This window comes from Aquimarina mytili (assembly GCF_016735115.1).
In the GTDB taxonomy this organism is placed as follows: Bacteria; Bacteroidota; Bacteroidia; order Flavobacteriales; family Flavobacteriaceae; genus Aquimarina; species Aquimarina mytili.
In genome coordinates, this window is record NZ_JAERQJ010000002.1 from 169,518 (window position 1) to 182,564 (window position 13,047).

Annotated in this window: 10 protein-coding genes; 3 read left to right on the forward strand and 7 right to left on the reverse strand. The window is 33.8% G+C overall.

The window, feature by feature from the left end:
- Positions 1-103 precede the first annotated feature (103 nt).
- On the reverse strand, positions 104-1,420 hold the full coding sequence (locus JJQ60_RS05615) for a cation:proton antiporter domain-containing protein (RefSeq protein WP_201917556.1): 1,317 nt from the start codon (positions 1,418-1,420) through the stop codon (positions 104-106).
- A 237-nt stretch (positions 1,421-1,657) separates the two neighbouring features.
- Between JJQ60_RS05615 and JJQ60_RS05620 the strand changes: the two genes are divergently transcribed.
- Positions 1,658-2,548, forward strand: a complete 891-nt coding sequence (locus tag JJQ60_RS05620) for a pirin family protein (protein ID WP_201917558.1) — start codon at positions 1,658-1,660, stop codon at positions 2,546-2,548.
- Between the two features lie 22 nt (positions 2,549-2,570).
- On the opposite strand, the gene JJQ60_RS05625 is transcribed toward JJQ60_RS05620, so the two are convergent.
- From JJQ60_RS05625 to JJQ60_RS05635, 3 genes are all read right to left on the reverse strand, one after another.
- A complete protein-coding gene (locus JJQ60_RS05625) occupies positions 2,571-4,193 on the reverse strand; it encodes an FAD-binding protein (protein ID WP_201917560.1) in 1,623 nt (540 codons plus the stop codon).
- 6 nt (positions 4,194-4,199) lie between these two features.
- Positions 4,200-4,559, reverse strand: coding sequence for a hypothetical protein (locus JJQ60_RS05630; protein ID WP_201917562.1), 360 nt, complete (start codon positions 4,557-4,559; stop codon positions 4,200-4,202).
- Between the two features lie 301 nt (positions 4,560-4,860).
- Entirely contained in the window at positions 4,861-5,220 is a 360-nt protein-coding gene (locus JJQ60_RS05635) for a hypothetical protein (RefSeq protein ID WP_201917564.1), read from the reverse strand.
- A gap of 112 nt (positions 5,221-5,332) precedes the next feature.
- On the opposite strand from JJQ60_RS05635, the gene JJQ60_RS05640 reads away from it, so the two are divergent.
- On the forward strand, positions 5,333-5,542 hold the full coding sequence (locus JJQ60_RS05640) for a helix-turn-helix domain-containing protein (RefSeq protein WP_201917566.1): 210 nt from the start codon (positions 5,333-5,335) through the stop codon (positions 5,540-5,542).
- 87 nt (positions 5,543-5,629) lie between these two features.
- Here the strand turns inward: JJQ60_RS05640 and JJQ60_RS05645 are convergent, their stop codons facing one another.
- From JJQ60_RS05645 to JJQ60_RS05655, 3 genes are all read right to left on the reverse strand, one after another.
- A complete protein-coding gene (locus JJQ60_RS05645) occupies positions 5,630-8,872 on the reverse strand; it encodes a M14 family zinc carboxypeptidase (RefSeq protein WP_201917568.1) in 3,243 nt (1,080 codons plus the stop codon).
- Positions 8,873-9,222: 350 nt separating this feature from the next.
- Positions 9,223-10,305, reverse strand: coding sequence for a hypothetical protein (locus JJQ60_RS05650; RefSeq protein WP_201917569.1), 1,083 nt, complete (start codon positions 10,303-10,305; stop codon positions 9,223-9,225).
- Between the two features lie 147 nt (positions 10,306-10,452).
- Positions 10,453-11,217 (reverse strand): SDR family oxidoreductase, encoded by a 765-nt coding sequence (locus tag JJQ60_RS05655; protein WP_201917571.1) that lies wholly within the window; start codon positions 11,215-11,217, stop codon positions 10,453-10,455.
- A 303-nt stretch (positions 11,218-11,520) separates the two neighbouring features.
- Here JJQ60_RS05655 and JJQ60_RS05660 point away from each other — a divergent pair, with 303 nt between their 5' ends.
- Entirely contained in the window at positions 11,521-13,044 is a 1,524-nt protein-coding gene (locus tag JJQ60_RS05660) for an aldehyde dehydrogenase family protein (RefSeq protein ID WP_201917573.1), read from the forward strand.
- The last annotated feature ends 3 nt before the right edge of the window (positions 13,045-13,047 follow it).

The following is a 13,047-nucleotide window of genomic DNA, read 5'->3' on the forward strand; positions in this document are numbered from 1 at the left end:
TTATTATGTTCTTTAGATTTCAGATGGAATTCAATACTAATATTCTAATCGACATGTTTCAAAAAGAAGACTAATGTGTAAGAAAATTCAATAGTTCATTTCATTATTCTGTTTCATGAGCATCAGGCGCTATAGAATCATCAATATCACTTAAATCTGTGGTGTTATTGATAAAATATTCTGTCTCTTCAAGAGTATCTTCGGGTGTGTCAATTCCTTCCTCTAACGCTTCAGGGTTCATTTTTTTATCTCTAATCATTCCACCGGTCATTACTAAACTGGTCCCAATAATAACAAATAATAGTATCCCAGGTTCAAAACCTTCTATAGTAGCTTCTGCAGGGATAGCATAGAATAAAAGTACAGTAATTAACCCTCTTGGAGCAATAAACAATTGAGGAAATATATCTTTCCCCATAAACAATCGTAATAGTCCATAACGGATGGCATAAATAGAAATCAGGATCAAGATACTAATCAAAGTAACTTTTAAACTTAACAAAGAGGACAGCACGATTGTAATACCAAAAATCACAAAAAATAAAGTACGGACAACAAAGGCCGTCTCTGCCGTTATAACATGCAATTCATGATATATTGATTTTGCCTTTTCAAAATCTAAATATTGTTTAAGTTGCCCCTGGAAAAACAATTTCATATTCGCTATAACTAATCCAAAGATCAAAATAATAATTAGTGATGATAAGTGCATTTTCTTTCCTAAAGCATATAATAGCAACAATACAGCGATGAGAAGAAATAGTTTAACCTGACTTTTAATTTTCTGAAATATTAAAATAATGGCATAACTGGCTACCAATGAAATAATAATGGTCAGAATCAGATTTAGAAAAAAGCCTCCTACTCCAGAATCTTCTGCTGGATTTAATCTTCCGGTTAAAAAATAGAACAACATAATCCCCAAGATGTCAGAAAATGTACTTTCATAGATATGAAATTCTTTTTTCGCCTCTTTAAGCGAAGATACACTGGGTATAATAATCGCACTTGATAATATTGACAATGGTGTAGCATATAACCAGGCAGATTGCATAGTCATTCCTTTCACCAATGCTTTTAGTATTACGGCAGCTATAAAAGTAGAAGCCACAAGCCCTATCAAAGCAATAGCCATTGATTTTAGAATTGGCATCAGTTTATCACTTTTTAGTTTAAGCTCTAAAGCCGCCTCAAGTACAATCATAATCAACCCTACGATACCCAATACCTCTAACATCGATAAGAATTGATTTGGATCCGCTCCAAAACCTTTGAGAATATATTGTAAAATAATTCCTAAAATGATCAGTAGTAGTACTGCTGGAACATTGGTTTTTTTTGCTACTCCATTAAAGATAAATGATAAAATAATTGTTAGAGAAATTCCAATAATAACGTTGTACGAAGAAAAAATTTCCATAAGTAGGTTTAAGGTTGATTGTATTAGTTGATTATGCTTATAAACGAATGAAAAGATAGTAAATTATTTTAAAGTAAAAGGATTATAAAAATCCTTAACAAAAGCCCATAACTTCTACTCAAATGTAAAAGAGATTTTTAGCGTAAAAATTATACTAGGTTAATATAAATTTAACCCTGTATCCATCGAAAATAATTTACCTTTAAACCTCTCTTAGTAAAGAAAACAGTATTTAATATGTCTAATCAAGGATTGATAATAGAAGAACGAAGTCGAGATATAGGTGATTTTTTAGTTGGAAGACTCATCCCCTTTAGAAAAAAACGTATGGTGGGTCCTTTTATATTTATTGATCATATGGGACCTGCCCTCATAAAAAAAGGAAATTATATGGATGTTGATCAGCATCCCCATATTGGTTTATCAACCCTAACTTATATGCTTGAAGGCGAATTAATGCATCAGGATAGTATTGGTACGAATCAACGTATTTCTCCTGGATCTGTAAATTGGATGGTTGCCGGTAAAGGAGTAACACATACCGAACGCACCCCTCATGATTTAAGAGACGGAAGAGAGTTTACTGCTCATGGATATCAGATATGGGTTGCTCTACCCAAAGAATTAGAAGATATTGAACCTGAATTTCATCATATTGACGTTAAGGATTTGCCAAGTTGGAGTGATAGTGGAGCACATTATCGACTAATTGCCGGAAAAGGATATGGACACACCTCTCCTCTACCCGTTCATTCTGATCTGTTTATGGTTGAAATAAAAACCGAAGAATTGTATGAATTAAAAATCAAAGGAGAATTACAAGGAGAGATAGGTATTTGCATTGTAAAAGGAGCTATTGAAGCATGCGATGATCACATAGAAGAAGGAAATATGCTGGTATCCAAAATTGAAGATAGTTGTTTTATTACATTAAAGCCCAATACCCACGTGTTACTATTTGGCGGTGAACCCTTTACTGAAGAACGACATATATTCTGGAACTTTGTATCTACGAGCAAAGAAAAAATTGAAGGAGCAAAAAAACAATGGCAAAATCATGAGTTTCCTGTTGTTCCAAATGACACGACCTATATACCACTTCCAATCAACACATTAAAACGATCATAATGATGTACCAAAAAAGGATTTATTAATCTAATAGAGAAGCAATTAAATCTTCATCAAGTGTTTCTATCTCTATTTCCTCGTTGACATTGGATAAACCTACTGTATCTAAAAATCCATTAGAAAATAATTGAGCCATTTCTTTAGATAATAAGCTATTTCTATATTTTTTCCATTCTTTTGCCCTAGCACCATACATATATTCTACTAAACCAGGAAAGCCCCAATCTGAATTTTTACCCCAATGAATGGTAAACGGTATATTATTATGTTGCAACACTTGGATCATTCTCTTAGAAAACTCTTTTAAACTCATTAGGTTTCTGCTTTTCTTCCATAGTACTCCATCAATTTCTATCATACATGTAATAGGAAACTTTGTAAAAGCCAAAGTTGCTTCAGATTTTTTAACAAATCGCATGGCATATATTCCGGGTATAGGACCTTCTTTTTTTGTAAGGTCGATGAGCACTTTTAACGCTTTCTCTGAATCTTTACTGTCAACCCCAAACGAGCATGCAAAAGCTGGTCCTTGATATGGTGCATCCCAAAAGGTCTCATATAAAGTTCCTAATGATTCTTCATTCACATCAGGTAAAATCTGTTTTTGTAACTGTTTAATGAAAAAAGGAATCCGCTTAGGGAACTTTTCACTAATTTTTATCAAAAGATATATCAAATCCCGATATACAGACTTTTCTATCGTATTAAATGGATCAGGGTATCTAGAAGTATACGGTTTTTTATACATTGCTTCGACCACATATTGATCATCATCGATGTAGGGGTTAATAAAAACCTTGTAGTGATATGGCCTTTTTGGTTTACCGTTAACATCTATTTCTCCTTCAATACGAAAATCTGAAGCCGCAAAATCCATAGTCTTGGCCAATTTCAAGGCTGTATCTTTATTTATTTTTTTTACATATCGTTTTAATAAAAAACGATCTTCAGCCTCTAGTACCACACCATGGATGAACCCAAAAGACCCTAAACTAACCAATGCAGCATTAAACAATTCATCATTACGAATTACCTTTGAGTTAATTTTTTGAATAAACGAATTTGCCAATGCAGGTTTTGTATGGCGTTCTATATATACAATATCTTCTGGATTAGGACCTGTAATCAAATTTAGTCCTACGACATAATCTTGTATAGATCCCACATCTAAGGCAGAACCATGTACTCCTGTAGAAATACAACCTGCAATAGTTTGACCATTACTGGCCCCACTAGTTTTTAGGGATTTTCCATGCGCTCCTAAAGCTTGAGAAATCTCTTTGATCGTATTTCCACATTGAAAAAAAAATAAATTACTTTTCTCGAAAGAAGATGCTTGATGAACGTCGTCTGAAAATATAGGAAGATCCAGATTCATATAACTATTGTAGTGCATTCTATCTTTTTGATGTGCAACACTTGACATAGACCACCTTGCTCCGTATGCTCGAAATCCTTCATTATTATCCCGAGCTTCTTTTATAAGATTTTGAATCTCCTTTGCAGCATCATTATACCTATCTATTGCAGAAGGTATATTTGCCTTTCCTTCTAACTGTGTGATTTGTAATAATTTTAAATCAAAAGGGCCATTTTTATGCAATGTGTCCCAGCTTGTTTTTGGATGAGAAGTAGTATTTGCCATAATGTATTAGTTTTCAGGTTTCATACATACGTACTTGATCTTTAGCTTTCGTTTGTTGCCAAAAGTAAATAGATATAAAAGGTTGCCACCAAATGTATCTTTATATTCTACAGAAAATAGTTTACCCGATTCGCAGCCTAATCTTTTAACAGGAATAGTGATTTTATCAATAGCAATATTCGCTTTTATTACCGTATCCAAAACAATTACTTTCTTATCACGATACCAATCATCACGGTCATTTTGATCCGGCATAGGAGCGCCATTAGTACTTACTAGACGTACAGAATAACAGGAACCAAAAAGTAATAGTATACTAAGATATACCAGTTTATTTCGAAAAGAATTAATATTCAGTATTGTCATAATCCTATTTGATAAAATTAGTAGCGATAGGTATCTAAAATTAGTTATTACCTACACATAATAAATCACTAAAAATGGGGAAATACTTATGACAATTGAGGAGTATAAATTTATGAATAATTCAACAATACAAAAAGAGGAAAATCCCCTTTTTTTAATACAAATATAAAAGGGGGTTTACCCCTATTAATGAATTAAATTATGTATCGATGGCATTTAAAATATAGCACAAAAAAAGAAAGACTGAAATACATCAGTCCTTCTTCATAAAATAGGTAAGTTCAGGGTTTTGATTAAATTTTTAATCTCCGGCTAACAACACATAATTAGAGGTTACAGGAGATACACTATATTCTTTTACATTTCTTTTATTTTCTAAATACTTATCAGCTTCTGCAAAAGCCGTTTCCAAAGCGCTTAGTTTGGAATTGTCTGCAACAACAATTGTCTTAGATATCATGGTACCATTAGTGTATTGAATGGTGATTTTCCATTTTTTCACAGAATGTAGATTCTTATTCTTCGCAGCATCTTTTTCATCTTCTTTTTTCTTTTTCCTGTCAGTTTTCTCCTTATCCGAAGAATATGCTGATTCTGTTATCATAGGTGACGCATTTCCTAAAGACATACAGATTAGAGTAATCGCTAAAAAGAGTTTCATAGTTCAATGATTTGATTAGTATGAATCAAATATACAAACATTTTTTTAATAATCAAATATTTTTTTAATAAAAATTTATTTGTATATTTGATTTCTTTTTACATATTTTACAATGGTTAACAAGAAATTAAAAAAGCTTCTTAAAAAAAGTAAAGGAGCAAAAACAGTGTACGGCTTATCAAAAACCTTGGGGGTAAGTCCGCAGGCAGGTGATTATGTGGTAAAGCGAAAAGACCTTGCTAAAGATTTTGAGCGGCTAAAGAAAATAGCCGATTATATGGGTGTAGATATCAAGGATGTTATTGATTATAAAGAAAAATAATCTTGTACTCTACGATAGGTACTATCCATAATAAAACGAGCCGCAATATTCATTGCGGCTCGTTTTGTATATATGAGGTATGTAATACTATAGCTTCATAAATCGTTTAGAGATCTTAGCTCCATTAGTATCGATTTCTATAACATAAATTCCATTAGGTAGATTTGAAACATTCACCTTGTTTTCAGACAATGTGCTATTAATAACTATTTGCCCTAAGTAATTTACAATTTTAAAAGAGGCTTTTTTAGAGTTCATTCCATCAATAAAAAGTACTCCTTTTTTTATAGGATTCGGGTGCAAAATAATCTTATCAGTTTTATTTAGTTGGGCAAGGCCATTTTCTTTAAAGACCACCCCTCCAATATTAACAGTATAATCTTCAACTTCTCCATAAGTAAAGGTTTCGCAAGGACCTGGCGCTCCATTATATTTCATAGACACTCTCATTCTGGTATTTCCCTCCTGTGCTGTAGTAGGTACAGAAAAATCATATGATAGAGCGTCACCACTTGATGTTGATGCAGACACTACTTGTTCTGAATCTTCAAAAATTCCATTTTTATTATAATCAATCCAAACTCCAAAAAATTCGGTATAGGATGAATTTGCAAAACCTACACTTAACGTAATAGTATTAATACCATAATTAACAATAGGCCCACCTATATCGGTATAATCACTATATCCTGTTGTCGCAGACGATGGATTACTAAAACCTCCTATACTAACAAGGTCAATATATTCAAAGTTTATGTTATTACCTTGTGATGTGCAATATGTGATATCGGCGTCCAAGGTCGTTCCGCTTGCAGTATTACTAGATGGTGAGCTATTTCCTGCCGCATCTTTAGCTATAACCGTAAAAGAATATGTAGTATTTGGTGTTAAACCAGAAACAACGCTAATTAACCCATCGGTTGTAGTATCAACTAATGTTGATCCCTGATATACTTCGTAACCTGTTACTCCTACATTATCTGTTGATGATTCCCAAGATAATGTAATACTCGTTCCTGTAATATTAGAAGTCACAAGGTTTGTTGGTGCAGTTGGCGCCTCTGTATCTACAACAGATGATAAAATTTTGATATTATCAATAGCCATATCACTTCGCCAGCTTGTACCTGTCGTACCTTTAAATTGTAATTTAATCACCGAACCTGAATACCCCGAAAGACTTACATCAGCTTGATTCCAGGTATTTCCTAAATTTCCACTTTCTGACCAGATCGAAGTATACGTACCTCCGTCATCTGTACTTATTAAAACTTCCATCGTTCCCATTGTCGCTCCATACATATGATATCCAAATTCCAGAGAAACCCCCGAAAGCGAAGACAAATCAATACAAGGACTATTAAGAAGCGCTACTTTGTTAGGGTTTCCAGACGGGTTTGCACTCGTTGAAGCTTCGGTATATAGGTAAAAAGAACCCTCTTGACCGGTTGAAGGCCCTGTAGTGCTTGATGGGGTGCCTCCAGAGTCTCGTGTCCAATCTATGTCATCACCAGTAGCGTTTGCCCATGCTCCTAAGCCCGACTCAAAACTTTCAGTATACGGAAAGTTATTAATTCCTGCACATAACGGCACCTCAGTTGTTGCAAAGTTTATAGATGTGCTATATGGCGAACTTGGCCCTCCTGCACAATTACTTCTCACTTGTGCCTCATAGTCTGTTGTAGCGGTTAAACCCGTAATATTGATGGCATTATTATTTGCAGAAAGCGTTGTCCAATTTGTATTTCCAACCACTCGATAACGTACATCGTAAGTTGCTCCCGCACTAGCTTGCCAGCTTAATGTAGCAGATACTGCCTGAACATTTGATGCCGTTAGACCTGTGGGCGCAACTCCTCCAATTGGAGTCAATTGTACATCTTGAATCACGGTAGCATAATCCGCAATAGATACTCCGTTAAGTGTTAATGACTCATAACATTCTGCTTCATATAAAATATTGTATGTTCCAGCTTTTATAGGCCTATAATAGTCTCCTTCGGGCAACTCTGTAGGAACCCATGATTCGTAATTTTCTTTTCCTACTATTGTAATTTTTGCTTCTATAGGTTGATTAGTTACCGCATCGGTTACTACGCCACGTATTCCGTAATTGATTTGTTTCAAAAAAGCAATAAGGGCATCCTTATTGTAATTCCAATAGTTCACTAATTGACTTGCAGGTGGTGTTTTAGCATTAGAGAGTTCTACGGTTACTTCTCTTCCTTTATGATTATAAATCTGATAATCTTGTCGCCCTCCCTGCACTTCATACCATGCATAACCATTAGTTATTCCGTTATTTCTATCATCAAAATACCCGTTAGGACTATTTGCCTGACAAAAATCACGATACTCTTCAGAAACATGTATAAAATAATCTTCATCTGGATGTGCTCCTGCATAAGTATCCCATGGATAATTAATTAACTCTATTCCTCCATGAAAATTAGCAGAAAGCACAAAATGCTTAGTAGCTGCAAAATTCATAAAAGCTAATGTTTCGGTTTGATATGCGTTGCCATCTGGATTTGGTCCATCATCAGGATCAGGATAATTTCTGTTTAAATCAACATTATTAGCATTACCTCGTGTTGCATTGGCTACAGAGGTATTATTAGGACTGTTTCTAAATGTGCCATCTGGATTTGCTAAAGGATTAATCCAAACCTCATTATTATCTAATAAGTCTTTAATTTCCAGATGTCTTGGATTAGAAGTATCTGTATAAGCATTGAGTAAAAAGTCGATTAGATTTAGCATCATTGGATATCCTGCAATCTCATCCCCGTGCATTGACGAAGTATACATTACTCTTGGTTCTTGCTCATTATTATTTACATTGTCGGATAGCTTTACAAACAATAGAGATTTATCTCCTTCTGTTGTTGCTCCAATATTTTCTATTTTACATAGTGAAGGGTTGTTTGTAGCAAACTCATTCATCATTGTCACATAATCGGCATATGTAGGATATGCAGTAAGCGGAAAAGTAGCTGCCGCTTTATATGAAATATCAGAAGTCATAAGTCTATCACCGATTATATTATCTTCTGCAACAATTGTAAAAGGAATATTTTTTTGCAAAAAAGAAACGTATTGATTTTTGTTTGCCATTACTTTAACCGATTTGGTTACCTCGTCGTAATGAATAATTGATAACTCCTTAGTTATAGTAGTTAGTTCTGATATGTTATTTATAACAAAACTGAAAATCACCTCGCCTTTTAAATTGAGATATGTATTTGCAAGATCTTTATTGTTTTGCGCATACGTGAGACTGCTCATGGTACAAAATACCAAAAGCATTAATACAGTAAGTTTTTTCATGGTTTTAAGAGTAGTTAAATTGAGTTAATAATTTGATTTATGTGTAATACTTTGTCTTTAAAGATAGTACAAATTCTATGAGAAGTCAATACAGGAAGGTTGTTGATTATAAGAAATCAGGGACTTTCTTCAACATTATGATGTATAAAAAAGCCTCCAAAGATTAGCATTGTGGAGGCTTTGATAAACTATATCTGAGAAATATTAATATGGCTATATATATGCGACTAGTAGAAAAATCAAGAAGAAGCAATAAATAATTACTAAAGCTCCTGCTATTAGTATTCCATCTTTTGATATTTTCTTATCCTTAAAAAACATTGATTTCAACGCGTTTGTTGTAAACCCTTTCAATTTTTAATAAAAAACAATTCATCTTTACTAATTCCTTCTCCATTTCTATTATCGAACATAATTCTTTTATCTTTAATTTTTTTAACATTCCACTCGATATTAAGTTTACTTAAAGGTTCTTCTGCTCCAAAATCAAATGTTGCATTGAGTCCTCCATCGACCCTGGTAGTTACCGACCACGTTCCATTAATTGTAGTCGTTATTGTTCCTTGAGCATCATCGTCATTTTCATTTTCTATAGTTACGGCTGAGGTACCATCAGAATAGAAATTAAAGACATAGCCATCATAATTTTCAGTTTCATTGTTCTCATTATCCTTATACTTCTGGACCTTCATACTTCCGATAGTAATCACTTGTGTAAAACGTTCTGCTGTTAAGTCATTCTCGTCACAATCATCAATAACAGCCTCAATAACATTTTCTAATTGATCCAAATTATTTATGATTGTTTCGGCTCCATCAGATAGTATGACTGTAATTGGAAAGTCAACATTTACAATATCGTCTTCATCTAAATCATTTATAAAGTCAAAAAGTTCTTTATCACTGGTAAAAGTGATGCTTTGAATAAGTTCATTTTGAGGATCAAAAACAGATACAGTAAAAGGATATTCAAAATCAAGACATTCGATATCTTCATCTTCATCTTCTATATCACAACTTTCAATTAATTCTTCTAGTTGTTGATCATTTTCTATAACAATTTCAGAAAAATCACTTAAAATGACAGTAATAGGAAAAATAAGATCAAGTTCATCTAGATCATCTTCAAATTCATCAAATATCTCTTCAACGATTTGAAAATCTTGTTCAGAGTCAATCATAATTTCAAGTCCATTAACATTAATAGTAACTGGTAAGTCAATACTAAAGCAACTTGAACCATCTAGGATATTGTCTTTAGAACCATCATTCATTGTAGTTTTTAATATCAGTGTAGCTACTTTAGAGTTTAATTTTAGCACTTGATCTAGAGGGGCATTGATAATTTCATCATTATCTGTTTTGCAAGATATAAGAAGAACTAAAAAAGAAAGTGCAAGAAAAAGGACTCCTCTTTTGATTTGTGTTTTCATAATTAGAAAAAATATTTTGGGTTAGTTAGCTTGTACTATAAAAACAACTTAACCTAAAAAAGTCCTTTTTTAAATTTTAATAATTATGATGTATTCGGGAAATAAGGTCTGTATGAACGAAATGTAAGTTACATCTACATCTTTATATTACCTGATATGGCTTCCGGCATTAATATCTATTGTCGCTCCAGTGGCATGATCCATAAATCCACCACACATTAGAGCGATTGTTGGGGTTAAATCTTCTGGTGTTGTCAGTTCATTCAACGCTATCTCATCAAGAACTTTTTGTTCTCCGTGATGCTTAATGAAGCTTTCTGCCATTTGTGTTCTGGTAAATCCAGGAGATACTATAAATGATTTAATATTTTGTTTTCCGAAAGAACGTGCTACGCTTCTGGCTAATGACACCATCCCACCCTTTGAAGCTGCATAAGCCAGATACTCTTCAGTCTCGCCTCTAAACACAGCTCTACTGCCTATAAAAACAAACCTGCCGCCTTTATTTTCAATAAAATGATCTATTCCTAATTTAGTAAGTAACCCGACAGAGTTAAGATTAACATCCATAGTTTTTTTCCAAACAGAAAACCAATCTTGAGCATTTCGCATTATAGAATGTTTCAAAAACACACCTGCATTAAGTATGATAACATCTAATTTATCAAAAGCAGAGATAATCTCATCAAAGAGTCCATACACTTCTGATTCTTTTGATAAATCAGCTTTAAAAGCCATTGAGCGAGTTTCTGGATAATTACTCACTAATGTTTGAGCAGAAGTTTTACTAGAGTTGTAATGAACAGCCACTCTAGCTCCCATTTTCATTAAAAATTCTGCGACAGATTTTCCTATTCCATCTGAAGCTCCAGTAATCAATATAGTTTTACCTTTAAGATCTACGTGCAACATTTCCTCTTGGTTTTATATAAAAGTAAAGTAATTATTATCATCATACCTTTAGATGTAAAATTTTAGCAAATAATTCTACATCAAAATCAATCATTCTCGTCCAAAAAATAAGCCGCATGACTATCAATTATTACCAATAATTGCTCTAGAAAAAGTTCATAAGAAATTAACATGAACATATCTCGTAAATCGATCAAAATAGCGTATATTTAATTGTAGATCCCTTCTTGTCAAATAGTTACAATTTTGACAAAACGTACACACATGTTATCGCTTACTTAAACAAACTTAATTCTTAACATTATGAGTATTTCTCAAGCATCTCCCAAAAGTAAACGGGAAAAACCTAGCTTTAAAGACCAATATGAAAATTATATTGGTGGTAAATGGACCAAACCAACTAAAGGCCAATATTTTGACAATATCTCACCGGTAGACGGCACTAGTTTTACCAAAGTGGCTCGTTCAACTTCAGAGGACATAGAACTAGCTATCGATGCAGCTTGGACTGCCGCTCCAGAATGGAATAATTCATCTGCTACATTTCGTAGTAATTGCCTACTAAAAATAGCAAATGTAATCGAAGAAAATTTAGAAGTATTAGCTCGGGCAGAAACATGGGACAATGGAAAAGCCCTACGTGAAACCTTGGTCGCTGATCTACCGTTAGCTATTGATCACTTTAGGTATTTTGCAGGAGTAATTCGTGCCGAAGAAGGATCTGTAAGTGAGTTAGACTCAGAAACGGTATCTCTTAATTTACAAGAACCATTAGGAGTTGTTGGACAAATCATTCCATGGAATTTCCCAATATTGATGGCAACCTGGAAAGTAGCTCCTGCCCTTGCCGCCGGAAATTGCGTAGTACTTAAACCAGCAGAGCAAACTCCTGTGGGCATTATGATCCTAATGGAACTTATCGAAGGAATTCTTCCAGCAGGTGTTCTTAACGTAGTAAATGGTTTTGGTACAGAAGCAGGCAAACCACTAGCATCGAATCCACGTATCAACAAAGTCGCATTTACTGGTGAAACCACTACCGGACAATTGATTATGCAATATGCTTCAAAAAATATTACTCCTGTTACTTTAGAACTTGGAGGAAAATCTCCAAATATATTCTTTGAGAGCATCATGGATGCAGATGATGAATTCTTTGATAAAGCCATCGAAGGAGCTGTTATGTTTGCCCTAAATCAAGGAGAAGTATGCACTTGCCCTTCAAGAATTTTGATACAAGAAAGTATATATGATGCCTTCATAGAACGTGTTATTGAGCGCACAGAAGCTATTAAAATAGGACATCCGCTAGATCCAGAAACTATGATGGGTGCACAGGCATCTAATGATCAATTTGAAAAGGTATTAAACTATATTAATATCGGAAAAGATGAAGGATGCGAAGTATTGACAGGAGGAGAAGAAGCATATATTGAAGGTCTTGAAAAGGGTTATTATATCAAACCAACGCTATTAAAGGGAAACAACAAGATGCGTGTTTTTCAGGAAGAAATCTTTGGTCCTGTAGCCTGCGTAACCACATTTAAAGATGAAGCTGAAGCTATAGAAATTGCTAATGATACACTTTATGGACTTGGAGCCGGAGTATGGACTCGTGACACGCATCAGGCATATCAAATCTCTAGAGCAGTACAAGCAGGACGTGTTTGGGTAAATTGCTATCACAACTATCCTGCACATGCTCCTTTTGGAGGATATAAAAAGTCTGGAATAGGTAGAGAAAACCATAAAATGATGCTTAATCATTATCGCCAAACCAAAAACATGCTTATATCATATGATAAAAAACCAATGGGATTTTTTTAAAAT

Coding starts and splice junctions, on each gene's coding strand:
- JJQ60_RS05660 (WP_201917573.1), top strand. CDS start 11,521: ATGAGTATTTCTCAAGCATCTCCCAAAAGTAAACGGGAAAAACCTAGC.
- JJQ60_RS05645 (WP_201917568.1), bottom strand. CDS start 8,872: ATGAAAAAACTTACTGTATTAATGCTTTTGGTATTTTGTACCATGAGC.
- JJQ60_RS05615 (WP_201917556.1), bottom strand. CDS start 1,420: ATGGAAATTTTTTCTTCGTACAACGTTATTATTGGAATTTCTCTAACA.
- JJQ60_RS05640 (WP_201917566.1), top strand. CDS start 5,333: ATGGTTAACAAGAAATTAAAAAAGCTTCTTAAAAAAAGTAAAGGAGCA.
- JJQ60_RS05625 (WP_201917560.1), bottom strand. CDS start 4,193: ATGGCAAATACTACTTCTCATCCAAAAACAAGCTGGGACACATTGCAT.
- JJQ60_RS05655 (WP_201917571.1), bottom strand. CDS start 11,217: ATGTTGCACGTAGATCTTAAAGGTAAAACTATATTGATTACTGGAGCT.
- JJQ60_RS05630 (WP_201917562.1), bottom strand. CDS start 4,559: ATGACAATACTGAATATTAATTCTTTTCGAAATAAACTGGTATATCTT.
- JJQ60_RS05635 (WP_201917564.1), bottom strand. CDS start 5,220: ATGAAACTCTTTTTAGCGATTACTCTAATCTGTATGTCTTTAGGAAAT.
- JJQ60_RS05650 (WP_201917569.1), bottom strand. CDS start 10,305: ATGAAAACACAAATCAAAAGAGGAGTCCTTTTTCTTGCACTTTCTTTT.
- JJQ60_RS05620 (WP_201917558.1), top strand. CDS start 1,658: ATGTCTAATCAAGGATTGATAATAGAAGAACGAAGTCGAGATATAGGT.